Annotated in this window: 17 protein-coding genes; 6 read left to right on the top strand and 11 right to left on the bottom strand. The window is 63.2% G+C overall.

Annotated elements, in window-relative coordinates; all coding sequences use genetic code 11:
- Positions 1-60: 60 nt before the first annotated feature.
- Both ahpF and F1735_RS19380 read left to right on the top strand, forming a co-directional pair.
- Positions 61-1,662, top strand: a complete 1,602-nt coding sequence (gene ahpF, locus F1735_RS19375) for an alkyl hydroperoxide reductase subunit F (RefSeq protein ID WP_167238469.1) — start codon at positions 61-63, stop codon at positions 1,660-1,662.
- A gap of 179 nt (positions 1,663-1,841) precedes the next feature.
- A complete protein-coding gene (locus F1735_RS19380; protein ID WP_167238470.1) occupies positions 1,842-2,207 on the top strand; it encodes a PEP-CTERM sorting domain-containing protein in 366 nt (121 codons plus the stop codon).
- A gap of 13 nt (positions 2,208-2,220) precedes the next feature.
- Here F1735_RS19380 and F1735_RS19385 read toward each other — a convergent pair whose 3' ends face one another.
- From F1735_RS19385 to F1735_RS19415, 8 genes are all read right to left on the bottom strand, one after another.
- Positions 2,221-3,651: an aldehyde dehydrogenase family protein gene (locus F1735_RS19385; RefSeq protein ID WP_167238471.1), complete on the bottom strand. Its 1,431-nt coding sequence runs from the start codon at positions 3,649-3,651 to the stop codon at positions 2,221-2,223.
- Positions 3,652-3,818: 167 nt separating this feature from the next.
- Positions 3,819-5,990, bottom strand: coding sequence for a TonB-dependent receptor (locus F1735_RS19390; RefSeq protein ID WP_167238472.1), 2,172 nt, complete (start codon positions 5,988-5,990; stop codon positions 3,819-3,821).
- Positions 5,991-6,256: 266 nt separating this feature from the next.
- Positions 6,257-7,753: an alpha-1,6-glucosidase domain-containing protein gene (locus tag F1735_RS37890; RefSeq protein ID WP_373888552.1), complete on the bottom strand. Its 1,497-nt coding sequence runs from the start codon at positions 7,751-7,753 to the stop codon at positions 6,257-6,259.
- The gene (locus F1735_RS36605) at positions 7,699-8,526 is read right to left on the bottom strand and encodes a pullulanase-associated domain-containing protein (RefSeq protein WP_229505862.1); all 828 of its coding nucleotides are present in this window, start codon (positions 8,524-8,526) and stop codon (positions 7,699-7,701) included. Before F1735_RS36605 ends, F1735_RS37890 begins: the two co-directional genes overlap by 55 nt.
- 234 nt (positions 8,527-8,760) lie before the next feature.
- Positions 8,761-9,693, bottom strand: a complete 933-nt coding sequence (locus tag F1735_RS19400; RefSeq protein WP_167238473.1) for a phosphatidate cytidylyltransferase — start codon at positions 9,691-9,693, stop codon at positions 8,761-8,763.
- A gap of 10 nt (positions 9,694-9,703) precedes the next feature.
- Positions 9,704-10,315 carry a lysophospholipid acyltransferase family protein gene (locus F1735_RS19405; RefSeq protein WP_167238474.1) on the bottom strand — a complete coding sequence of 204 codons (612 nt, stop codon included), beginning with the start codon at positions 10,313-10,315 and terminating at the stop codon, positions 9,704-9,706.
- Positions 10,316-10,784: 469 nt separating this feature from the next.
- Positions 10,785-13,355 carry a cyanophycin synthetase gene (gene cphA / locus F1735_RS19410; RefSeq protein WP_167238475.1) on the bottom strand — a complete coding sequence of 857 codons (2,571 nt, stop codon included), beginning with the start codon at positions 13,353-13,355 and terminating at the stop codon, positions 10,785-10,787.
- Positions 13,356-13,450: 95 nt separating this feature from the next.
- A complete protein-coding gene (locus tag F1735_RS19415; RefSeq protein WP_167238476.1) occupies positions 13,451-15,637 on the bottom strand; it encodes a cyanophycin synthetase in 2,187 nt (728 codons plus the stop codon).
- A 289-nt stretch (positions 15,638-15,926) separates the two neighbouring features.
- On the opposite strand from F1735_RS19415, the gene F1735_RS19420 reads away from it, so the two are divergent.
- From F1735_RS19420 to F1735_RS19435, 4 genes are all read left to right on the top strand, one after another.
- Positions 15,927-18,176: a cyanophycin metabolism-associated ABC transporter gene (locus F1735_RS19420; RefSeq protein ID WP_167238477.1), complete on the top strand. Its 2,250-nt coding sequence runs from the start codon at positions 15,927-15,929 to the stop codon at positions 18,174-18,176.
- 2 nt (positions 18,177-18,178) lie between these two features.
- Positions 18,179-18,658 carry a cyanophycin metabolism-associated DUF1854 family protein gene (locus F1735_RS19425; RefSeq protein WP_370664046.1) on the top strand — a complete coding sequence of 160 codons (480 nt, stop codon included), beginning with the start codon at positions 18,179-18,181 and terminating at the stop codon, positions 18,656-18,658.
- A gap of 21 nt (positions 18,659-18,679) precedes the next feature.
- Complete coding sequence (locus F1735_RS19430) at positions 18,680-18,982, top strand: YciI-like protein (protein WP_167238478.1); 303 nt, start codon at positions 18,680-18,682, stop codon at positions 18,980-18,982.
- Between the two features lie 164 nt (positions 18,983-19,146).
- The gene (locus tag F1735_RS19435) at positions 19,147-21,339 is read left to right on the top strand and encodes a patatin-like phospholipase family protein (protein ID WP_167238479.1); all 2,193 of its coding nucleotides are present in this window, start codon (positions 19,147-19,149) and stop codon (positions 21,337-21,339) included.
- On the opposite strand, the gene F1735_RS19440 is transcribed toward F1735_RS19435, so the two are convergent.
- The 3 genes from F1735_RS19440 to F1735_RS19455 all read right to left on the bottom strand — a co-directional run bounded on the left by F1735_RS19440 (position 21,315) and on the right by F1735_RS19455 (position 24,040).
- On the bottom strand, positions 21,315-21,527 hold the full coding sequence (locus tag F1735_RS19440) for a hypothetical protein (RefSeq protein ID WP_167238447.1): 213 nt from the start codon (positions 21,525-21,527) through the stop codon (positions 21,315-21,317). The two genes, F1735_RS19435 and F1735_RS19440, sit on opposite strands and share 25 nt — an antisense overlap.
- 158 nt (positions 21,528-21,685) lie before the next feature.
- Entirely contained in the window at positions 21,686-21,994 is a 309-nt protein-coding gene (locus F1735_RS19450) for a helix-turn-helix domain-containing protein (protein ID WP_222853028.1), read from the bottom strand.
- Positions 21,995-22,033: 39 nt separating this feature from the next.
- Positions 22,034-24,040, bottom strand: a complete 2,007-nt coding sequence (locus F1735_RS19455; protein WP_167238480.1) for a N,N-dimethylformamidase beta subunit family domain-containing protein — start codon at positions 24,038-24,040, stop codon at positions 22,034-22,036.
- Positions 24,041-24,316: the final 276 nt, after the last annotated feature.

The following is a 24,316-nucleotide window of genomic DNA, read 5'->3' on the forward strand; positions in this document are numbered from 1 at the left end:
CCGGGAAGCAGCCCGACGGTTCCCGGATTTAACTCAAGGCACTTTCTTACGGATATCAACATGCTTGACGCCACCTTAAAAACCCAGTTGCAAGGCTATTTGCAAAACCTGCGCGCGCCGATTCGTCTGATCGCCACGCTCGACGACAGCGACAAAAGTGCCGAACTGCGTGAACTGCTGGCCGAGATCAGCAGCCTGTCCGATAAAGTCAGTGTCGACGAGTCGGGCGCCGACAGCCGCAGCCCCTCGTTTGTGATCGCCCGCGAAGGCGAGACCCACGGCGTGCGCTTCGCCGCGATTCCGCTCGGCCATGAATTTACCTCCCTGGTGCTGGCCCTGCTGTGGACCGGCGGCCATCCGCCCAAGGTCGAACCGGACGTCATCGACGCCATCAAGGCGCTCGACGAATCGATGGATTTCGAGGTCTATATGTCCCTGTCCTGCCACAATTGCCCCGACGTGGTGCAGGCGGCGACCCTGATGGCGGTGTTCAATCCGAAGATCCGCACCGTGATCATCGATGGCGGCATGTACCCGGCCGAAGTCGAGGCGCGCCAGGTGATGGCGGTCCCGATGGTCTTCAAGAATGACACCATGTTTACGTCCGGTCATATGACCGTGGAAGAACTCGTCGCCAAGCTCGACGTGAGTTCGGCTGACCGTGAAGCGAAGAAACTCAATCAAAAGTCGGCCTACGACATGCTGATCGTCGGCGGCGGCCCGGCCGGCGCGGCGGCGGCGGTGTACGCGGCCCGCAAAGGCATCCGTGTCGGCGTGGCGGCGGAGCGCTTCGGCGGCCAGGTCAACGACACCATGGCCATCGAGAACTACATTTCGGTGCTGGCAACGGACGGCCCCACATTCGCCGCCGCCCTCGAGGCGCAGGTGCGCCACTACGAAGTCGACATCATGAACCTGCAGCGGGCCGAGCGCATCATTCCCGCCGCCACGCCGGGTGGCTTGATCGAAGTACACATGGAAAACGGCGGCGTGCTCAAGGCGCGCAGCGTGATCGTCTCGACCGGCGCGCGCTGGCGCAATGTCAACGTGCCCGGCGAAGCCGAGTACAAGAACAAGGGCGTGGCGTATTGCCCGCACTGCGACGGCCCATTATTCAAAGGCAAGCGCGTTGCCGTGATTGGCGGCGGCAACTCGGGTGTGGAAGCGGCGATCGACCTGGCCGGTATCGTCCAGCACGTCACCTTGGTCGAGTTCGCCGATGCGCTGAAAGCCGACGCGGTGCTGGTCAACAAGTTGAAGAGCCTCGCCAACGTGACCATCCACGTCAACGCGCAAACGACCGAGATTACCGGTGACGGCCAGAAGGTCAATGGCCTCGGCTACAAGGACCGCGCCAGCGGCGCCGATCACTTCGTGGCGCTGGAAGGCGTGTTCGTGCAAATCGGCCTGGTGCCGAATACCGAATTCCTGAAAGGGACTTTGGAACTGAGCAAGTACGGCGAGATCGTTGTCGATGCCAAATGCCACACCAGCCTGCCTGGCGTATTTGCCGCCGGCGACGTGACCACGGTGCCGTACAAGCAGATCGTCGTTGCTGCCGGCGAAGGATCGAAAGCGGCATTGTCCGCGTTCGATTACCTGATTCGCCAGCCAGTGGTCATTGATGTTGCCAGGGAAGAGGAAGTGGCGGAAGCTGCCTGATGCAAGTCTGTTGACCAACAAAAAATGCCCGTATCATGCCGGGCATTTTTTTGGCGAGAGAAAATCGCCGCTGCGACCGCGCTCCCTGACATTGCGCAGACCGGCGCGCAGTGGCTGGCATACTCTGGGATCTGGACTGCTCGCGCAGCACCGATTCCTGTCCGCAAAGAGTCTCCGGCATGGTCATTTCCACGAACTGGTTCAGACGCATCCTGGTCGCCGCGTTGACCATGCCGGCCCTTGCCATGGCCGCAACGCAGAGCGAGGCGCCGGAAGTTCAGCCCGTCATCGATGCCGCGGCCGCGAGCGCGCCTGTCATGGTCGATGACTGCTTGCCGGTCGCGCCGGACCGATGCGGGCGGCAATGTTACGCCGAGCGGATCGACACGCCCAGTCCAGTGCCTGAGCCCGACATGTATGCGCTGATGCTGGTCGGCGTTGGCATGGTCGCCGCCGCCGCGCGCCGTGCTGTCAGCGTGGGCGCCAACCGCACCGTGTCTTCCAGCGAACGGCATGGCGGCGCCAAACTTCCTTTCAACAACTGAGTACGCGGACTGCTTACACCCCGCAGTAGGCAGTCTTGACGGTCGTAAAGAACTCGGCCGCATACGTGCCTTGTTCGCGCGATCCGTAGCTCGACCCTTTGCGCCCGCCGAACGGCACGTGATAATCGACCCCGGCCGTCGGCACATTGACCATCACCATGCCCGCTTCGGCGTGGCGCTTGAAGTGGGTCGCATGCTTGAGCGAGGTGGTGACGATGCCGCTGGCCAGGCCGAACTCGGTATCGTTGGCCAGCGCCAGCGCGTGCTCGTAGCTGTCGGCCGGAATCACCATGCCGACCGGGCCAAAGATTTCTTCGCGGCTGATGCGCATGTCGTTGCTGCAATCGGTGAACAAGGTCGGGCGCAGGAAAAAGCCCGGCGTGGCGCACTCGACCCTCTCGCCCCCAAAAGCCAGGGTCGCGCCTTCTTCGCGGCCGATGCCGATGTATGCCATATCCTGGTCGAGCTGGCTCTGGTCGACCACCGGGCCGATATCGATGCCGGCGCCGAGCGCGTCGCCAACGGTCAAGGCCGCCAGTTTTTCTTTCATGGCGGCCACAAAGGCCGGGTAGATGCCTTTTTCGACGATCAGCCGGCTCGACGCCGTGCAGCGCTGGCCGGTCGAGAAGAACGAGCCCTGCACCGCGCAGTTGACGGCGGTGGCGAGGTCGGCGTCGCCCAGCACGATCAGCGGATTCTTGCCGCCCATCTCGATCTGCACCTTGGCCATGCGCCCGATGGCGGCCGCCGCCACCTTGGCGCCGGTCGCGGCCGAGCCGGTGAAGCTGATCGCGTTGACGCGGCGGTCATGCAGGAAGGCCTGGCCGACCACGCTGCCGCGCCCCATCACCAGGTTGAACACGCCCGGCGGCAGGCCGGCGCGGCTGATGATGTCGGTCAAGGCCCAGACGCTGGCCGGCACCAGTTCGGCCGGCTTGATCAGCACGCAATTGCCGTAGGCCAGCGCCGGTGCGATTTTCCAGGATGGAATGGCGATCGGAAAATTCCACGGCGCGATGATGGCGACCACGCCGACCGGCTCGCGCGTGACTTCCACGTCGAGGTTGGGGCGCACGGACGGCAGCTTGTCGCCGCGCAGGCGCAGGCATTCCTGGGCGAAAAATTTGAAGATGGCGCCGGCGCGGGCGACTTCGCCGATGCCTTCGGGACGGGTCTTGCCTTCTTCGCGCGAGAGCAGGGTGCCGAGCTCTTCTTTTCGAGCCAGGATTTCGCTGCCGATCTTGTCGAGCGCATCGGCGCGCATCTGGATGTTCGACAGCGCCCAGCCCGGTGCGGCGGCGGCGGCGGCGGCGATCGCCAGCCCGGTTTGCTGCGCGTCGGCCTGGGCGTAGTGGCCGATGATGTCCTTGGTGTTCGATGGGTTGATATTGGCGGACGACGAAGCGCCGTCGACCCAGGCGCCGTTGATATAGTTCTGTTTCATGGAAGCTTTCTACGTGGCTCGCAAGGGATCGCGATGCGTGTTTATCAAAAAGCAAAAGCTTACCATCGCGGGGGGAATGCTGCCGCAGGGAGGGCGCCGATCGGGTGTTCTTGTGCCGATTGCGGCGCTTATCGCGAGCGCTGGCAACCGGTCTTCCATCGGATGGACTAATACTTGTAGTGCAAGGCCAGGCCCACGGTCCGGTCATACCTGCGCGTATCGCGCACCAGGCCCGGGTCCTTGTTGAAGTAATCGTGATACGGCTGGTCCAGCAGATTGTTCCCATCGACGGTCACGGTCAGCTGCTTGTCGATCCGGTACGACAAGGAGCCATCGAGCGAGCGTAAGGGCGCCACATGCAAGTCCAGTTTGTCATTGCCGCGATAGCGCTCCTCGGCCATGAACTTCGAGCGCCAGTTGTACGCCAGGCGCGCCGACCAGGCCTCCTTCTCGTACAGCCCGACCAGGATGCCCGACGAGTTCGGGGTCGCCGCCACGCCTTCGACCAGGCGCAGCGCCGGATTGTAATCGGCAAATGCCGGCCGCTCGACCGCACGGCCGGCGACCACGCGCGCCACCAGGGTTTGGGCCAGGTCCGCGCGCAGCGCAAAACTCGGCAGCACGTCGGTGCGGCTGGTATCGACCGACACCGGCGCGACCACGCCGACGATCGACGAATTGCCCTTGAGCGTCTGCTCGGTGCGCACCACGCGCGCGCCCAGCACGCCGCTGACCGGCACACCCGGGTGAAAGCCGAATTTGGCCTTCGCATACAAGGCCGATGTGCGCTCCACGTCGCTGTAGTACGACAGCGGATTGTCTTCCAGCTGCGCCGCCGAACCGGTCAGGATGGTGCGCACCACGTCGGTGTGATCGAGGATGTAGTTATGGTCGGCCACCACGTAGCGATGTACGCCATAGTTGCCGCCGGTCGGCGCCGACAAGGTCCACAAGCCCGGGAACTGACTGGCCGGCGCGCCCTTTTGCGGGCTATTGTCGTACCACATGTCGCGAATGCCGCGCGATTGAGCCTTGCGCTCGGCCAGGCGCACGCCGCCGGCCAGCTCCTTCACGAAACCGAGGATGCCGTTATCGGTGGCGTCGTACGCCACATCGCCGCGCCAGTCGTTCGACGTGCCCTGGCGCGCGTTGGCGATGTCGGTGCCGCCGCGCACGCGGAACCTGGCGTCGTCCGGGTCTTCCATGTTCGTGCCCGGGAAGTCCATGTAGCCGCCGCCCGAGCGCACCGCGCCCACGAAGCCGCGCGCGGTGTAATCGAAATCGAAAATGACGCGCCGCTCCTTGAAGTAGCTGGCGGTACGCGCCACCTCGGTGGTCAAACGCAGGTTGGGCGTGGCGTCCCAGCGCGCACCCAGCGCCACCTGCTCGTTGCTCACATCGTGCTGGTAGGCCTGGGTTGAGGCAAAGCCCGGCGCGTCCTGGTTCAGGCGCGTGATGGTATCGAGATTGTTGGTGCCCGGCTTGGTCGTAATCGTCGCGCCGGCGAAGTGCGGCGGGAAACCGATCATGAAACTATTCTGGAAGCGGTGGTCGATATTCGTGCGGAAGCCTTCCGCGAATACTTCCACGGTCGGCGCCGGGCGCCATTGCAGCGCGAAGTTGCCGGCTTCGCGTTTGCGGTCGCCGTTACCCATGAAGCGGCCGACGTTCTCGGCGCCGGTCACGCCATTGTCGATCGGGAGCGGAAAACCGGCGAAGGCCACCTCATCGTGATAGCGCCCGCGCTGGTACGACAGCCCGACCAGCGCGTCGATGTCGCCGATGCCGGTTTTCCAGCGGTCGCTGAACATCGCGCTCACGTCGGGATTATTGGTCTTGGCCTTGTCGCGGTTTTCCACGCGCGCGTTCAGCTTGATCTGCCGGCCCTTGAAATCGAAGGGGCGGTTGGTGCGCACGTCGATCACGCCGGCGGTGCCGCCTTCGGGCAGGTCGCCGCCCTGGGTCTTGTAGACATCGATCCGCTGCAGCATGGAAGCCGGCACGTCGGCCAGGTACAGGCTGCGGCCGGTATCGGAAAAGAACTCGCGCCCGTTCAGGAGCGCGACCACGCCGCCGAGGCCGCGGATGATCACCGTGCCGGCTTCGCCGCCGCCGCGCGTGATCTGCACGCCGGTGACGCGCTGCAGGATTTCGGCCACGTTCTTGTCGGGGAACTTGCCGATATCGTCGGCGACGATGGCGTCGACCACCTGGTCGGCGTTCTTCTTGATCGCTTGCGCGCTTTGCGCCGCCTTGCGCACGCCGCTGACGGTGACCACCGCCGTATCAGCCGGGGCGGGGATCGCTTCCTGGGCGGCCACGGAGAGGTGCGTCAGCATGCCGGCGCCGAGCAATGAAACAACGAGGGATTTGAGGGCGATCGGACGGGCCGCGCGGGAGCGGCCGCGGGATGGTTCATGGGTCTCCAATGATTGTTATTGAGCTAGATGCTCTTGTTTGCCCGAATCATAGGGGACGCGCGGGAATTGCTCCAATCATGTTTTTGCCGCCGCCGATACCGATCTGGGTATCGGCGGCGCTTGCGTCTTCCTCCGCCGAGGGGCGCCTTGGCGAGGGGGAGACGGATCAACAGTCCGAGGGGGAGTTAGTCATCGTTCTGCCAGAACGGCCCATTTTCCACGAACACCAGCGTCGTGCGCGGCGGGATGCTGAAGGTGCCGCTGGCGCGCTCGTAGGTCGCCGTCTTCGCCAGCCGGTCATGGTCCGATTGGCGCTGCACCTTGTGCAGCGCCAGCTTGCGCCCTTTGAGTTCATCGATCGTGATGCTCCTGGCGACCTTGTCGACGTTGAAGAAGGTCGCCACGCTGCCGTACTTCGCGCCCGGATAGCGGCGCCCGTCGATGCTCATCGCGATCAGACCGGCGATCTGCTGCGGTCCCGTGTTGTGGAACCTGAGGCGCTCGCTCACCTCTTTCGCGCTGCGCAGGCGGAACAGGGTGCTGTCTTTGCGAATCTCCAGCAGGTCGAGAAAATAGTCGCGCGCCGACACAATCGCCGCCGGATCGGGCTTGATCAGCGCATTGGCCAGAATCGGCGACATCCATTCCCAATTGGCCTTGTTCACGCCCGCCATCGGCAAACCGACGCCGAAGTTATTCGACTGGTACGAAAAGTCGAGGCGATTGAACCAGTCGCCCGCGTTATAGCTGTCGCGGTCGAGCGACTTCGAACGCAGGATCTCCTGCCCCGCGTGGAAGAACGGCACGCCCTGCGAGAGCATATTGATGGCCGCGCCCAGGTTCTGCACGCGCACGCGATCGGCCAGGCTGGTCGACTGCGGCAGCTTGAAGGCATTCAGGTCGAACAAGGTCTGGTTGTCGTGCGCTTCGACATAGTTGATGGTCTCGGCCGGACTGGCCGCAAACCCGGCTTTTTGGCCGGCATAATCGATGTCCGCATTCTTGCGCAGCGCGCCGGTGCGGTCGGTGAAGCTGTAGTCGCGCAGGGTGCCCGACAAACCCACCTTGATCAAGTCGCCCAGGCGCAGCAGGTCGTCCCTGGTTTGCACGCTGGTCGCATTCGGGTCGGTAAAGGCGCCGTTGATGAAGCCCTGCTGGCTGATCAGCTCAAGCCCGCCATCGCAGCAGCCGCCTCCGCGCACCGCGTCGCGCAGGCGGTCCTTGAACGAGCCGACGCCGGTGCCGAACATATTGGCCTGGCGCGCCTGCACGAAACGCGCGTCGTTGCCGATCGTGCCGAAGTTCCAGGCTTCGCCGTACAGGTAAATATCGCGCCCGGCGGCGCGCTCGACCTTCGCTTTCAGGTCGGTGATGACCGACAGCGGCGCCATGCCCATGATGTCGAAGCGGAAGCTGTCGACCTTGTAGTCGGTGGCCCAGGTGACGACGGAATCGGTCATCAGCTTGGCCATCATCGCGTTTTCGGCGGCGGTGTCGGCGCAGCAGCTGTCGTTGGTGATGGCGCCACCCGGATTGAGGCGGTAATAGTAGGTCGGCACGATCCTGTCGAGCACCGACACGGGACTTTGCTGCGCGCCGCTGGTATGGTTGTAGACCACATCCATCGTCACCCGCAAGCCTTGTTCGTGCAGCGACTTGACCATCGCCCGGAATTCGCGCACGCGCACCGCGCCGTCGTTGGCGTCGGTGGCAAAGCTGCCATCGGGAGCGATGCAATGGGCGGATACTTCGCCTGCAGCGCCGGCGACAAGGCGCCGGCAACGCACAGGTCGATGCTGCCATCGGCGCCGGTGACGCCATCGGGCGCGGAGCCCATGCCGCCGTTGGCGGCATAAAACAGCTTGTAGCTGGCAGCAAGCGGCGTGCCGGGCCAGGCCAAGGTATCGAGCGACAGCCAGTGCGCGGCGGCGTTGGCCAGGTTGCCCAAGCTGATCGCCGGGGCGCTGGTGTAGACCTTGCAGTCGCCTTCGAGCAGCCAGAGCTCCTGGCCGCGCGCGGCGATGTCGGGCGCAAAATCGCCGGCCTGGTCGCTCGCGCAGCTCTTGTTGCCGCTGCCGTCGGTGAGCAGGAAGTCGATCCTGGTTTTGGTGGCGTCGACCGGAATATCCGCATAGCCGCCGTAGCTGTCGCTGGCGGCCAGCATGAAACGGTCCTTGATCCACTCCACGCTCGGCCTGGCGGGGCCGGACCAGGAGTAGACGCCCCACTGGGCTTCGTCGCGCTGGGCGCGGCGGTAATGCATGCGCAGGGTGCCGGGCGCCACGGCCGCAATCGAGACCGAGGCGCGCCGGACCGATTCGGTCTTCGTGGCCGGGGCTGGCAAGTGGCTGTCGGCGCCATCGGAAGCGCCACAGGCGGCCAGCAGGGTGGCGCACAAGCCGGTGATGAGACAGTGCGTGGGAAAACGTGAAGTAATACTACCGAGAGAATGCATGTGCAACTCCTGAAGAGGGGGGGGGGGGCAGCGGCAGCCTTGTCCTTGCTACGTCGTTTTTGTGACGCCGCTGGCGATCGGCATAAAGACGATGAAATATAACTACACATCTTTTCAGGAATTGTACGAAAATCAAGACGAACCCCGCCCACCGCCGGCGAGGGCGGGGACCGGCGATGCTCGCGGAAGAAAAGGGAGTTGGGGGCGGCGTAGTCGGGCTACGGGCAGATCAGCTCAGGGCAGTGCCCAGATCCAGCGCACGATGTGGAAGAAGACCGGCGCGGCGAAGCCGAGCGAATCGAGGCGGTCCATGTAGCCGCCGTGGCCGGCGATGCCGGTGCCCCAGTCCTTGGCGCCGAGCGAGCGCTTCACGCCCGACATCACCAGGCCGCCCATTACGCCGCCGATGACGATCAGCGCCGCCATGCCGGCCGCCTGCAAGGGCGTGAACGGTGTGACAAACGCCAGCAGCGCGCCGATTCCCATCGTCGCCAGGCCGCCGCCGAGCAAGCCTTCCCAGGTCTTGTTGGGGCTCAGCTTGGGCACCATCTTGTGCTTGCCGAAGAGTTTACCGAAGATGTACTGCAGCACATCGCTGATCTGTACGATAAAGACGAAGAAGAACAGCAACTGGGCGTTGTGGCCCTGGAAGCTCGGGATGTCGAGCATCAGCAGCGCCGGCGCGTGGCTCACGCCGTACACGCAGAACATCACCGCGAACAGGATGCGCGCGTTGCGCGACAAAAAATCATCGGTATCCTGGCTGATCGCGCTGGCGGCCGAGATGAGGAAGAAGATATACACCGGGATCATGATCGCGAACAGCCCGTACCACTGGGTCCACAGCAGCCAGTACTGGGCCGGCAGGGCGATGAAAAAGGCGATGAACAGCGGCCAGTAATCGCTCTTCCTGGTCGGCGTGAGGGTGAGGAACTCGCGCAGCGCCATCAGCGAGGCGAAGCCGAACACCACGATTGTCACATAGCGGCCCAGCACCAGCGCCGAAAACAGCACGACGGCCATGATCCACCACGCGTTGATGCGGGCGTTCAGGTTGATGATGGTGGCGTTGCCGGGATTCCTGAGGCGCAGCACGAAGCCGACGCTCGAAGCGAGGACCAGGATTGCCAGCAGGATCTGGCCGGTAAGCATGAATAGGGGAGTCATCGTGGTCTTCTCAGAAAGTATCGGCCAAGTCGCAAACGGCCTGGTGCATGCGGGCGATGAAGGTTTCCTTGTCCTCGCCGCGCTCGTTGTAGAGCGGCGCGCCGAAGTGCGAGCGGCACAGCAGTGGCAGCGGAAACGGCGCGCCCTTGGGCAGCGCGCGGTGCAGGTTTTGCTGGTACACCGGGATCAGCGCCAAGGCCGGGCGGTCCTTGCTCAAGTGATACAGGCCGGACTTGAACTCGCCCGGCAGGGTCGTATCCCTGCGCGTGCCCTCGGGAAAGACAATCAGCGAATCCCCTTGGTCGAGTGCGCTTTTTAGCGGCAGCAGCGCATCGGCGCCGCCTTTTTCGCGATCGACCAGCACCACATTGAGCAGCGTGTGCGCGATGTAGCGGCGCATGGCGGTCTTGTTCCAGTAATCGGCCCCGGCGACGGGCCGGGTGCGGTCGCGCATGGCCGGTGGAATGGCGGCCAGCAGGCCGGTGGTATCGAGGTGGCTGGTGTGATTGGCGAAAAACACGCAGGGATGAACGGGCGGCACATCGTAAAAGGCGGCGCCGCCGACGACCAGGCGCTGCAAGCCGAGCAAGGTATCGCGCTGCAGGCGGAAAAAGGGGTTCAAGGTTGGGCTTTCTGTCCGGGCTGGCGATGCACGGCCGGCGGTCGAGTATCTTTGATCGGTACTAAAGCGGCCAAGTGTAAATGTTATTTAACTGTCTATCAACATTAATATTTTTGCCTGTGCAACTTTTCCCACAACCGGGGTCTGACCTCTGATTCGTAATTAACTGCTCATAAGCATCAAAATCTTCAACCGGGGTCAGAGCTTTAATTAGCAATTAGTTGCAGTTTTATCTCACGGGTACGGTCGACATTTGCGCTGATGCTGTCGTTAGTCTGGGCGATATCGGGCAGCTACAGAGGGAGAGCGTCCTTGAGTGAACTCGTGGGGCTGTGCGGAAATTTTAGATTGGAAATAGTTTCGAATTAAAGCTCTGACCCCGGTTGTAGGAGGTTGGAGTTTCATTCGGCGGGTTGTCTGACCTCTGACGGGAAATGTTTCGAATCAGAGGTCAGACCCCGGTTGGGGCTTAGCCTTGGGCGATGCGGCCGGCGATGTGGGCCAGGGCTGCGTCGACCTGGTCGATCAGGATCAGGCACAGGTCGCCTTCGCCGAGGCGCGCCAGGGCGGTGTCGATGGCGATGAATTCGCCATTGATTTCGTCCACGTGGGTGGTGCGCGCGGCGCCCGCCAGGCCCTGGCGCAGCAGGGCGACGACTTCACCGTCGGCGCGCCCGCGCTGGCACTGGTCCTGGTACAGCAGCACGTCGTCGAACGCCGCCCCCAAAATCCCGGTCTGCTGGCGGATGTCTTCGTCACGCCGGTCGCCGGCGCCGCTGATGACCACCGAGCGCCGCTTGGCCGGCATGCTTTCGACCGCGCCCACCAAGGCCAGAATGGCGTCGGGATTGTGGCCGTAGTCGGCGATCACGGTCGCGCCGCGGTAGCTGAAGACGTTGAAGCGCCCCGGGGCGTTGTCGCTCTCGTTGGCGAACGATTTGAGCCCGGTGCGGATGTCGTCCCAGCTGGTGCCGACCGCCCATGCCGCCGCCACCGATGCCATCACGTTGTCGACCTGGAAGCCGATGCTGCCGCTACGCGTGATCGGCACGTCGGCCAGCGCGATGCGGTGTTCGACCTTGCCTTGCGCGGCAACGAGCATGGCGCCGTCCACATACACCACGCGTTGTCCCTGGGCGCGGTGGGTCGACATGACCGGGTGCCCGCAATCGGCGGTGAAGAAGGTGACGCTGCCACGGCAGTTGTTGGCCATGCCCACCACCGCCGGGTCGTTGGCGTTCAATACCGCCACGCCGCTGTCGGCGACATTTTGCACGATCACGCGCTTGAGCACCGCCAGGTCTTCGACCGTGGTGATGTAGTTCAGGCCCAGGTGGTCGCCGGCGCCGATGTTGGTGACCACGGCCACCTGGCAGCGATCGAAGGCCAGGCCTTCGCGCAGCAGGCCGCCACGGGCGGTCTCGAACACGGCGGCGTCCACGTCGGGGTGCAGCAGCACGTTGCGCGCGCTGCGCGGGCCGCTGCAGTCGCCGCTGTCGATGCGCCGCCCTTCGATGTAGACGCCGTCGGTGTTGGTCATGCCGGTGCGCAGGCCGCCGGCGGTGAGCAGGTGGGCGATCAGGCGCACTGTGGTGGTCTTGCCGTTGGTGCCGGTCACGGCGACCACCGGAATGCGGCCGTCGTCGCCGTCGGCGAACATCGATGCGATGATCGCTTCGCCGACCGGGCGGCCTTTGCCGAACGAGGGCGACAGGTGCATGCGCAAGCCGGGGGCGGCGTTGACTTCGACGATGCCGCCGTTCTGTTCTTCGATCGGTTTGAGTACGCTGTCGCATACCAGGTCGACGCCGCAGATGTCCAGCCCGATCATATGGGCGGCGGCGATCGCGCGCGCGGCCACTTCCGGGTGTACGTCGTCGGTGACGTCGCTGGCGGCGCCCCCGGTCGAGAGGTTGGCGTTATTGCGCAGGATCACGCGCTGGCCCTTGGCGGCGACCGATTCGGCCACCAGGCCTTGCTTGGACAGGCTGGCCAGCGCGATGTCGTCGAAGCGGATCTTGGTCAGCGAGGTCGAATGGCCATTCCCGCGGCGCGGGTCGAGGTTGACCTGGTCGACCAGTTCGCGCACGGTGTGCTTGCCGTCGCCAACGACGATCGGCGGGTCGCGCCGGGCGGCGGCAATGAGTTTGTTGCCGATGACGAGCAGGCGGAAGTCGTGGCCGGGCAGGTAGCGTTCGACCAGGATATGGTCGCGAAATTCGGCGGCGGCGTGGTAGCCGGCCACCAGTTGTTCGCGCGTGGTGACGTTGACGGTGACGCCCTTGCCCTGGTTGCCGTCCTTCGGCTTGATCACGACCGGCAGGCCGATCTCGAGCGCGGCGGCCCAGGCGTCGTCCGGGTCGGCGGCCACGCGGCCGAGCGGCACCGGCACGCCGGCCGCGTGCAGCAGTTGTTTGGTCAGTTCCTTGTCCTGCGCGATCGATTCGGCAATCGCGCCGGTGCTGTCGATTTCGGCGGCCTGGATCTTGCGCTGACGGCTGCCCCAGCCGAACATGACCAGGCTGCCGTCGGTCAGGCGCCGGAACGGGATGTTGCGCGCCACGGCGGCTTGCACGATGGCGCCGGTGCTCGGCCCCAGGCGGACGTCTTCGTCGAGGTCGCGCAGTTGCAGGAGGGCGGCGCCAAGGTCGAACGGGGTGTCGGCGGCGGCGGCGGCGCACAGTTGCGCGGCCAGGTCCATGGCCAGGCGGCCGACCACTTCTTCGGAATACTCGACCACGACCTGGAAGATGCCTTCTTCGGGCGTGGCGGTGGTGCGGCTGAAGGTGACCGGACAGCCAGCCTGCGCCTGCAGGCCGAGCGCCGCCAGTTCCAGCACCTGGGCCATGGCGATGCGGTCGTGGTGGCCGAGCGTTTGCAGCGGGCTCATTTCGGGGAAGCGCGCGCGCAGGCGTTCTTCGAAGTCGGGCAGGGCGCCGACATCCTGTTCGGCACTGGTGCAGGCGACGATCGCTTCGATCGAGGTGTGGTGGCTCCAGAGGTTGGGGCCGCGCAGGGCCCGTACGCGAGATACTTCCATAAAGCGTTTCATCCTAAGTGTTGCGCTGGTGCGTCGCTGCGCCCTCGGGCGTTGACACTGCCGGCAGCCCGGCCGTCTGGCCGGGCGCTGTGTTGTTAAAGTTTGGCTTTGGTGGGTTTGGTCGTCGCCGTGTCGAAGGTGCGCAGGCCGGCGCCGATCAGCGCGGGCGGAACATCGAGCGCCCATGCCGCCGCCACTGCCGCCAGCACCGTTTCGGGATACTGGGCGGTGCCCGGCTTGAGCGTGGACATGCGCAGCAGCACCGTCTCGCTCGCGCCGTCGCCGAGCAGCACGTCCTGGCCGCGCATGAATACCGCGCGTTCGCCGGCGGCGCGGTGCGCCACGATGACCGGCAACTCGGGGTCGACCGCGTAGAAAATCACGCGCCCGTCGCACAAGCCGGCCAGTTGCGCCACGCGCGCGTCGGCGCCGTTGAGCACTGCCGCGCCGTCCGGCAGGATCACGTCGACCTGGCTGCGGATCACGTTGGCCATGCCGTCGGCGTCATGGATGTGGAATTCGGCCAGCGCTTCCTGGCCTTCCATGTCGGTCACCACGCCCACCATGCACTTGTCGTAGGCCAGGCCTTCGGCCAGGATCATGCGCGCGTTGCTTTCGAAAACAGCCGCTTCGACGGTGCGGTTGATCAGCAGGCGCTGGCCGGCGTCGAAGGTCATGGCGTTCTCGCCCGAGACCTGGCGCTGGTCGAGGAACAGGCCCTGGCCGCTGACCACGCCCGTGTGCTTGCCGGTCAGGTTGATCAGGCAGCCGATCAGGCGCGCAATCAGGCTGGTCCCCTTGGTGCCGGTCACGCCGATGATGGGAATGCGCCCGCTTTCGCCCTCGGCGAACAGGTGCGCGATGATGGCCGTGCCGACCGGGCGCGTCGCGCCCTGGCCGGGTTTCAGGTGGGCCAGCAGGCCCGGGCTGGCGTTGACTTCGATGATGGCGCCGCGCTGTTCGTCGAGCGGGCGGGTAATGTCTTCGGCCACCAGGTCGATGCCGGCGATGTCCAGGCCGACGATGCGCGCGGCCAGTGCGGCGGCGTGCGCGATCGACGGGTGTACCTGGTCGGTGACGTCGATGGCGACGTTGCCGTTCGGTTGGATCAGCACCTTCTGGCCGGCCAGCGGCACCGAGTGCGCGCTCATGCCCTGGCGTTCGAGTTCGAGGATGATTTCGGCCGCGACGTCGGGCTTGACCGGGTTCAGTGGCGCGTCTTCGCCTTCGCCGCGGCGCGGGTCGGTGTTGATCTGCTTGTTGACCAGCGCGATGATGTCGCCCGTGCCGTCGCCGGTGACCCACAGCGACTCGCCCTTGGCCGCGGCGACCATGCGCGTGCCCACCACCAGCAGGCGGTGTTCGTCGCCGGGGATGAAGCGCTCGACGATGACGCTGGCGCTGTCGCCTTTGCGCGCGGCCAGGTGGTAGGCTTTTTCGACGTCGGCCTGGGTCATCAGGTTGAGCGAGACGCCGCGTCCGTGGTTGCCGTCGTAGGGTTTGAGCACGACCGGCAGGCCGATGTCCTGCGCTTCTTCCCACGCTTGCTCCGCACTGCGTACCAGGCTGCCCTCGGGCACCGGCACGCCGCACGATTGCAGCAAGGTCTTGGTCAGGTCCTTGTCGCTGGCGATGCTTTCGGCAATCGCGCTGGTGCGGTCGGTTTCGGCGGTCCAGATGCGGCGCTGGGCGGCGCCGTGGCCAAGCTGCACCAGGTTGCCGTCGGTGAGCCGGATGAACGGAATCTTGCGCTCGGTGGCCGCTTCGACGATGTGCGCCGTGCTGGGACCGAGGCAGTGGCGGTCGGCGATGTCTTTCAGCTTGGCGACGGCGGCGTCCAGGTCGAACGGCGTGTCGTCGATGGCGGCCATCAACAGCGCGCGCCCGGTCTCGAGCGCGGCCAGGCCGACTTCCGGCTGGCGCGTGCGGAAGGCCATCTTGTAGACGCCGCGCTGGCCGGTGGAGCGGGTCTTGCCGAAACCGGTGCGCATGCCCGCCAGGTTTTGCAGTTCAAGAACGACATGTTCGAGGATGTGGCCGGACCAGGTGCCTTCGCGCAGGCGCTCCAAAAAGCCGCCGCGCTCGCCCACGCCGCAACGGTGTTCGATCAGGCCCGGCAGCAACGCGGTCAGGCGCTCGTACAGGCCGGGCAGCAGGTTCGACGGAAACTCTTCCAGCTCGCCAATATCCAGCCACGCCTCGATCACCGGGCGATAGGTCCAGATGTTGGGTCCGCGCAGGTGGCTTACCCGCAGAACACTGATTTCTTTCTTCTTTGTCATGTCGTTATTTCTTGATAACAGGCTTGGCGTTGTTCACGCCCTAAGACCTCGTGAGGCTTTTCGAAGCGCATCATGTTGTATACTTGCTAGAGACGAAGCTTACCGTGCTGAACCGATTTCTGCCAGTCTGGATTCCCGAACGCGTCGCGCGGGCCTGCTCCGCAGCATGCCGGTGCGGCATTCCAGGGAGCCCTGCTGCCGGCGCCCACGTTGAACAATTTCCGCCCGTAAATTCGTGGCCCAGAGCCGGAACCGCACTACGATGACTATAGATCCATCTGTTTCTCCTATGACGACGGCCACCGGGCCGCTTTCCCTGCCTGAACACTGGCAGGCTGAGGTCGCTAAAAAACTTGCACCAGGGGAAAACGTTTTAAGTGGCGTCGAGGTTGACCTCGATGCCAAATTGCATTTCAAAAAAGGCTTGGTGCTGGTCACCAGCCGCCGTTTGCTGGCGCGCGCGCCCGGTGAAAGCGCGTGGCGCGAGTGGGCTTTCCGTCCCGGATTGTCGCTCACCCACCACGATCACGCCGGTGTCGGCCATCTGCAATTGTTCGACGAACAAGGTTTGCTGGACTCCTGGCGCTTCACCTTGGGGCAGAACCTGCACGCGATCCGCGTGCTCGACCATTTCAGCGAGCAGCGCGACAGTTTCCTGAGCGGCTTGCCGGTGCAGTCGGCCGAGCAGGATGTGTGCCCGAGCTGCAAGGCGCCCCTGGAACCGGGGCAGGATGAATGCCCGATCTGCACCAAGGTGCTGTACACGCCGCCGTCGACCTGGACCCTGTTGCGCCTGTGGCGCTTTGCCAGGCCGTACAGCGGGCAACTCTCGCTCGGCTTTTTCCTGATGCTGGCCAGTACCGCGGCGCATATGATACCGCCGTATCTGACCATGCCGCTGATGGATAATGTGTTGATACCGTTCCAGAACGGGCAGCCGGTCGACCAGCACCTGGTGTGGATGTACATGGCCGGCCTGTTCGGCTCGGCCGTGCTGGCCTGGCTGCTGGGCTGGGGCAAGACCTATGTGCTGGCGCTGGTGTCGGAACGGATGGGCGCCGACCTGCGCTCGGCCACGTATGAGCACTTGATGAAGCTGTCGCTGGAGTATTTCGGCGGCAAGCGCACCGGCGATTTGATGTCGCGCATCGGTAGCGGCAGCGACCGCATCTGCGTGTTCTTGTCCTTGCACCTGCTCGATTTTGCGTCGGACGTGCTGATGATTATCATGACCGGGGTGATCCTGTGTTCGATCAATCCGATGCTCGCTGTGATTACCCTGGTGCCGCTGCCGTTTATCGCGTGGATGATCCACATCGTGCGCGACCGCCTGCGTACCGGCTTCGAGAAAATCGACCGGGTCTGGGGCGAAGTGACGAATGTGCTGGCCGATACCATTCCCGGCGTGCGCGTGGTCAAGGCGTTCGCCCAGGAACAGCGCGAAGCGACGCGTTTTCGCGATGCCAACAAGCATAACCTGGCCGTCAATGACAAGTTGAACCGGGTCTGGTCGCTGTTTTCGCCGACCGTCTCGTTCCTGACCGAACTCGGTTTGCTGGTGGTGTGGGTATTCGGCATCTGGCTGGTATCGAACAAGAACATCACGGTTGGCGTGCTGACCTTGTTCATTACCTACAGCAGCCGGTTTTATGGCCGGCTCGATTCGATGAGCCGCATTGTCTCGGTGACGCAGAAATCGGCATCGGCCGCGAAGCGCATTTTCGATATTCTCGACCATGTATCGAGCGTTCCGGAACCGGCCAATCCGGTCAAGCTCGATAAGATCGAAGGGCGCATCGATTTGCGCGAAGTCGGTTTCCGCTACGGCAACCGCGCGGTCAATCGCGGCATTTCGCTCAATATCAAGGCCGGCGAATTCGTGGGCCTGGTGGGGCATAGCGGATCGGGCAAGAGCACCCTGGTCAACCTGATCTGCCGCTTTTATGACGTGTCGGAAGGGGCGATCCTGCTCGATGGCGTCGATATCCGTTCGTTCGCGGTGTCGGATTACCGCAAGAATATCGGGCTGGTGTTGCAGGAGCCGTTTTTGTTCTTCGGCACGATCGCCGAAAATATCGCCTACGGCAAGCCGCATGCGACGCGCGAGGAAATCATCGCGTCGGCGCGCGCGGCGCATGCGCACGAATTCATTTTGCGCCTGCCGCAGGGCTACGATTCGATGGTGGGCGAGCGCGGGCAGGGCTTGTCGGGCGGCGAACGCCAGCGCATTTCGATTGCGCGCGCCTTGCTGATCGATCCGCGCATCCTGATCATGGATGAAGCGACTTCCTCGGTCGATTCGGAAACCGAAAAAGAAATCCAGAAAGCGCTCGATAACCTGGTGCAGGGCCGCACCACGATCGCCATTGCGCACCGTCTGTCGACCTTGCACCGGGCCGACCGGCTGGTGGTGCTGGACCGCGGGGTGGTGATGGAAGAGGGTAGTCACGACGAATTGATGGCGCGTGAAGGCGCATATTTCCGCTTGTACGAAGCGCAGGCGCGCAACGTCGATACGGATATGGACGACAAGGATTGATGATGGCAAGCGCAGCAAGCTCGGTATTCACATTAAGCCGCGACAGTTTCGGTAAATTGACCTTGACGGCGGAAGACGGCGAAGTGCATGTCGGCGTCTCGCCGGTGCGGGCCTTTCCGATCCAGGCGCCGGACCAGGGTATTTCGATGGTGCTGACCAATGGCAAGGAAGTCGGCTGGATCGACAGTTTGGCGGCACTGCCAGCGGCAATCCGCGAATTGGTGCAAGATGAACTCGATGGGCGCGAATTCATGCCGGTGATTCACCATATTGTCAGTGTCAGCAGTTTTGCCACGCCCTGCACATGGGAAGTCAAGACCGACCGGGGTGATACCGCGTTCACGCTCAAGGGCGAAGAAGATATCCGCCGGATCGGCGATGCGTCGCTGCTGGTGGCCGATAACCACGGCATCCAGTTCTTGATCCGCGATATGTTCACCATCGACAAGCACAGCCGGAAGATTCTCGACCGGTTTTTATGATGGCGTTTTGACGGAGATTGCATGCACTATTTGTTATGTTACGAGCTGGCCCCGGATTATCTTGAAACGCGCGGCAAGTACCGCAACGAGCACCTGAAACTGGCGTGGGAAGCGCAGGAACGCGGAGAATTGATCATGGGCGGGGCGTTTTCCGATCCGGCCGATATGTCGGTGCTGTTCTTCCAGGCCGAATCGCCGGCGCTGGTCGAGGCGTTTGCCAAGGCCGATCCCTACCTGCTGCATGGCGTGGTGACCGGGTATAAAGTCCGGCAGTGGAATACCGTCGTCGGCAAGGATGCATTCACACCGCTGCGGCCAGAGTAAACGGTCCCCACAGGCGGGATTCGAAGGCAAAGCCAATTTAAGCCCCCGTCGTTCCCGCGCAGGCGGGAACCCAATTTCGTACTGCAGCCACTAGCGGCTCAACAAACTTGGGTTCCCGCCTTCGCGGGAACGACGGGGGTTACTCAACCTCCATCATCCATTTCATGCGCGCCTTCCACGCCTCCGTCTTCCTCATCCTCGCCGTCTTCCACGCCACCGTCCTCGCCGCCGACCCACCCCGCCGTCCCAAAATCGGCCTGGTGTTATCCGGCGGCGGCGCGCGCGGCGTGGCCCACATCGGCGTGCTCAAAGTCCTCGAAGACATGCGCATCCCGGTCGACTATGTCGTCGGCACCAGCATGGGCTCGATCGTGGCCGGAGCCTACGCCATGGGCAACCGTCCGGACGAGCTGGAAAAACGCATCGCCGCCGTGGAATGGAACAATGTCCTCACCGACAGCCCGCCGCGCCTGGAGCGTTCCACCTATGCCAAGGCGACCGAGCGCAAGAACATCGTCAGCGGCGAGATCGGCTTTTCCGACGCCGAAATGCGCCTGCCGCGCGGCCTGAACTACGGCCAGCAGATCGAATTCTTCTTCAACACCCTGGCTGCGAAAACCGGCGACGTCACCCACTTCGACGAGCTCGACATTCCCTTCCGCGCGATTGCCACCGATATCGAAAACGGCAAGATGGTCGTGCTCGAACGCGGCGGCATCGCGCGCGCGATGCGGGCCAGCATGTCGGTGCCGGGCGTGTTCGCCCCGGTCGAGATCGACGACCGCGCCCTGCTCGATGGCGGCCTGGTGCGCAACCTGCCGGTCGACGTGGTGCGCGCCATGGGAGCCGACATTGTGATTGCCGTCAACCTCGGCACGCCGCTGCTCAAGCGCGACAAGATCGTCTCGGCCTTCGGCGTTGGCCAGCAGATGCTCAATATCCTTACCGAGCAGAATGTCGAAGCCTCGCTGCGCGAACTGACGCCGAAAGACGTGCTGATCCTGCCGCAGCTGGGCGATTTCAGCGCGGCCGACTTCGAAAACTCCGCCAGGACCATCGACATGGGCGAGGCCGCCGCGCGCGTGGTGGCCGACCGCCTGGCGCCGCTGGCCTTGTCCGAGGCCGATTTCAAGGCGCACCTGGCCGCGCGCGCGGCGCGCCATCCGGCGGTGGTCAAGGTCAATTCAGTGCGCATCGATACAAAACAGCTGAAACATGTCAGCGAGGGGTATATTCACCGCAAATTCTCGATCAAGGCGGGCCAGGCGTTCAGCACGGCGGAATTGCACGCCAATATGAACAGCCTGTATTCGACCGGCGACTTCGAAAACGTCACGCACCGTTTCGAATACGGACCGGAAGGGCGCACCCTGGTGATCGAACCGGTCGAAAAGGAATGGGGGCCGAATTACCTGCAAGCAGGCGTGCGCCTGTCGACCGACCTGGCCGGCGAAAGCGACTTTACCATCCTGCTGGCGCATCGCGGCAAATGGCTGACGCGCTCCGGGCTGGAATGGCGCAATACTGTTTCGCTCGGCCAGGTCAACTCGTTTACCTCGCAGCTGTACCAGCCGCTGGGCGGTGAAAGCCGCTGGTACGTGGCGCCGTCGCTGCGTTTTTCGCAGAACAAGGATAACCTGATCATCAACGACAAGGCGGTGGCGACCTACAGCGCCAAGCAGGCGTCCATCGGCATCGATCTGGTCAATCACGTCGATGACGACAGCACCTTCAAGGTGGGGCTGGAACGCGGTACCGAACGCTCGGACCCGAGCATCGGCGTGTCGCAACTGAGCACCGAGAAAAGCCAGATTGGCGTCATCAAGTTCGAATACGTGCAGGATCGCCTGGACGATTGGGTGTTTCCATCGACCGGCAATTACAGCTTTGTGAACGCGCGCCTTGCCCCGACCTCGGTCGGCGCCACGGTCGAATACAAGCGGCTCGAAATGGGGCACGAAATGGCCTGGAACCGGGGCCCGCACCGGTTCAGCGTGGCCGGGCGCGCGGGCCATCTGTGGGGCGACGATTTACCGCTGATGGAATTGTTTTCGCTGGGTGGGTTTTTGAATTTGTCCGGCTACCAGGCGCGCCAGTTCCTCGGCGGCGATTATCTGTTCGGGCGCGGCGTGTACACGCGCAAGATGACCTTGCTGGGCATGCGCGCTGTGTATCTGGGCGGTTCGGTGGAACTGGGCAAGATGACGCGGCGTTTGAACGGCGAACAGATGGAACGGGCGCAGTTCGCCGGTTCCCTGTTCGGCGCGGTCAATACCGCGCTGGGACCGTTCACCGTGGCGGTCGGCGTTGGGGAACGCGGCAACCAGACGTTTTATCTGTTCTTCGGCAAGCCGTGAACACGATCCGCATCGCGCTCGACGAGGTGGTTGGCAGGCAGCTGACGCGCGATGGCATCGTGTTTGAAGATGTCTCGATGGTCCGCATATTCATCGACGCGAAAGACATGCTTGAAGAGGCGGACGTCGATGGCGCCCTGGTCTGTTTTGATGAGCCGGTAGCCGTGGCGCGCCAGCACCGTCTCCACCAATTCCGCCGTGACCGGCTTCTCGCCCGTCTGCTAGCCCGCCTCGAGCGCCAGCGTCAGGTGCAACTGGACCGATCTGGGCCGCCCGCTCTGGGCTCTTGGGCGGCAGACGGTCCAGCCGCTGCCGTAGTTGCAGCAGCGAATCGACGGGAATCGCCTCACGCCGGCCGCTCATGGCGGGCCAGCGCGCGGTACACCGAGGCGCGGCCGACGCCGAGCCGCCGCGCGATCTCCGTCGCGCCCAGTTTCTCTTCAACGTGCAGGCGCTGGACCTCTGCGGAATCGACCGATGGCTTGCGCCCATGGTAGGCGCCGCGCACCTTCGCGGCGGGGATGCCTTCGAGCTGGCGCTCTCGCCGGACGTTGGTTTCAAACTCCGCGAACACGCCCAGCATATCCAGCCATTTCGACTTTGCCAAACAAGGCGACGGAGTCCTTAAACGCGCCAGCATCATCATCCGCAGCATGGAGGAGTTTCGCGCCAAGTACACCGCCGCGTCGTCGGGCTAGGATCCCGAAAAAGCAAAGGTCAGGTCCTGCCAGCCCCGTTTGCCGATAGTGTGGCCCGCGTTGACGTCAACGCTACCGGTCCCGTCCCGCGCGGTATCCTTGTACCTCAACAGATTGCCGCTATCGCCATCTATGGCGTACAGGTTCCCAGTTGAGTCTCCAAAGACATTTTTAAATTTGTTCCAACCGCTGGCGCCAATCTGCCTCCCCGTCCCCACATCACCAGTTCCGTCGCGATGGCTGTCACGGTACCAGTAGAGCTCGCCGCCGTTCGAGATGGCGTAGATGATGCCGCCGCCGCCGTTGAAGACGAATTTGTAGTCCGCCCATCCGCCATGGCCGATGGTAGCGCCGCCGCTGATCGACCCGCCGTTGGGCTGGAGTTCGTCCTTGTACCAATGCAAGTCCCCCGTTGTGGAAACGGCGTAGAGAACGCCATCTCCGCCGGCAAACACAAATTTGAACGCAGACCAGATAGCGTGCCCAGCGATGACCGGATCCCGGACGTCGCCGGAGCCGTCGCGATGCGAGTCACGATAGCGTAGAAGATCGCCGCCAGTAGTTAAACCGTAGATGTTGCCAGTCTCATCACTGAAAATGTTTTTGAACTTATCCCAGCCCCCATCGCTGCCAATCGACTTGCTGACGCCAATATCGCCGTCTCCATACTGATCCCTGTCCCGGTACCAAACCAATTTGTCGCCCTGAACCGCGTACACGATTCCGAAGCGAACTTTCATCCGTCCCACGAGGTTACGCATGACCTGCACGACGGCGGGCTCACCGCCACTCCTGAGTCCCTGCCCCCAACCTGTGGTGGACGTCGACAGGATGTAGCCTTGTTCACGCCAGTATGCCGTCAAGCCGGCCTTGCCGCGCTGGTCGAACCATTCACTAAGGTCCGCTTCTGCGAGCGTGACCACATTCGCCGGTGAGGGAGGAACCGTGGCGGCGTCGGTCTCGTAGCCAATAATTCCCGTTTGCTCTCCCAGAACAGCGCCCTTTGGAAGCTTGGTCCCGTCAAAAATCCAATGGTCTGGAATCGAGACGACGTAACCGCGCCGGGGCAAGGGGCTACTCCAGCGCCCTGCTGACCAGTTGGCGCCCGTTGTCAGCGCCTCTGGACGATTGAGGGCTTGCCAAGTTATCGCGTTTCGTGTCATTGTCAGTCCGACGAAGTCGACAGGGCGGTACATGGTGTTGCCACTCAAAAACAGGACATTGCCGCCTGCGTTCGCAAACGCCTCCACGCTGTTGCGCATGGCTCCCGACCAGTACTCGTCGTGACCACAACTCACGAAGAGTTGATAGGGTGTAAGAAGCAATGGATCGGTATGAACATCCCAGTTGGTGCAAAACTCCACCGAGGAATTCGCTTCGAGCCACGTGACAATCGGCTCGTCGTAAAGCATGTAATCCCAGAGAGAACAAGGCCTCTCGAAGGAGACGACTGGGGGATTTTCGGGATCGCTTTCGGCGATCGGTGGGCCGTAGAAGCACTGACCTCCCCAAGGGTTGTAGGCCTGGTAAGTGTTGAGCGATAGCTGGCACAACACCTTGCTATTGATTCCTGGTGCTTCGCTGCGAACCACGAAGAGTGAGTATGAGGATTCAGAACCCTGTGTCGCTTTGGCGATGTAGACGCTGGACACTAAGTTCTTGGGCGTCTGCCAAGTTGCCGACACCGTCCATCCACATCCGTTCGACCCCACTTGGGGGGGAATTCGCTGGCTCAGTGACTCCACGATCACCTGGAAGATTGGCTCTTGGCCTTCGCGCACGGAAATGCGAGTGCGATAGTCACCTTGGTAGAGGAGGTCTGCCTGGGTACCAAACTGAATGTCCCAATAAGCGAGTTGACTGGATCGGTAGACCTCCACGAGAACGTCAGGACCTGGCTGTGTGACGGAGACACAGAAGCCGATGGGATTGCCCGCAACAACTGAGGGAGTAGTGGAATAGACCTCGACTGGCATTGGGCCAGTTTGGAAAACATTCTTCATCTTCAGTTCCTAAAGTGAGTGCGCCGCCTGTTTTGGTCAGGCAACGGATGGGACAGAGTACGATCGTCCTTTTGATCTGCAGAGGACATGGGTGGACACGCTCGCGTACTACACTGACATGTATTTTTCACATCGCCGAAATGGATCTTTAGCCTGAATTTTGCACAAAAAAGGGCAAGAATGCCGTAAGTGATTGATAGAATGGGAGTTATCTAAAAACCTACCCTATCAGCACGAACACACCTTGCCCGACATGAATTCTACCCTAGAGCAGCT

This window comes from Massilia genomosp. 1 (genome assembly GCF_011682185.1).
Classification (GTDB): domain Bacteria; phylum Pseudomonadota; class Gammaproteobacteria; order Burkholderiales; family Burkholderiaceae_D; genus Telluria_A; species Telluria_A rubra.

Excerpts from the sequence above, each read along its gene's own strand:
- ahpF (WP_167238469.1), top strand. The coding sequence starts at position 61 with ATGCTTGACGCCACCTTAAAAACCCAGTTGCAAGGCTATTTGCAAAAC.
- F1735_RS19380 (WP_167238470.1), top strand. The coding sequence starts at position 1,842 with ATGGTCATTTCCACGAACTGGTTCAGACGCATCCTGGTCGCCGCGTTG.
- F1735_RS19385 (WP_167238471.1), bottom strand. The coding sequence starts at position 3,651 with ATGAAACAGAACTATATCAACGGCGCCTGGGTCGACGGCGCTTCGTCG.
- F1735_RS19390 (WP_167238472.1), bottom strand. The coding sequence starts at position 5,990 with ATGCTGACGCACCTCTCCGTGGCCGCCCAGGAAGCGATCCCCGCCCCG.
- F1735_RS36605 (WP_229505862.1), bottom strand. The coding sequence starts at position 8,526 with ATGCATTCTCTCGGTAGTATTACTTCACGTTTTCCCACGCACTGTCTC.
- F1735_RS19400 (WP_167238473.1), bottom strand. The coding sequence starts at position 9,693 with ATGACTCCCCTATTCATGCTTACCGGCCAGATCCTGCTGGCAATCCTG.
- cphA (WP_167238475.1), bottom strand. The coding sequence starts at position 13,355 with ATGGAAGTATCTCGCGTACGGGCCCTGCGCGGCCCCAACCTCTGGAGC.
- F1735_RS19415 (WP_167238476.1), bottom strand. The coding sequence starts at position 15,637 with ATGACAAAGAAGAAAGAAATCAGTGTTCTGCGGGTAAGCCACCTGCGC.
- F1735_RS19420 (WP_167238477.1), top strand. The coding sequence starts at position 15,927 with ATGACGACGGCCACCGGGCCGCTTTCCCTGCCTGAACACTGGCAGGCT.
- F1735_RS19425 (WP_370664046.1), top strand. The coding sequence starts at position 18,179 with ATGGCAAGCGCAGCAAGCTCGGTATTCACATTAAGCCGCGACAGTTTC.
- F1735_RS19430 (WP_167238478.1), top strand. The coding sequence starts at position 18,680 with ATGCACTATTTGTTATGTTACGAGCTGGCCCCGGATTATCTTGAAACG.
- F1735_RS19435 (WP_167238479.1), top strand. The coding sequence starts at position 19,147 with ATGCGCGCCTTCCACGCCTCCGTCTTCCTCATCCTCGCCGTCTTCCAC.
- F1735_RS19450 (WP_222853028.1), bottom strand. The coding sequence starts at position 21,994 with ATGCTGCGGATGATGATGCTGGCGCGTTTAAGGACTCCGTCGCCTTGT.
- F1735_RS19455 (WP_167238480.1), bottom strand. The coding sequence starts at position 24,040 with ATGAAGAATGTTTTCCAAACTGGCCCAATGCCAGTCGAGGTCTATTCC.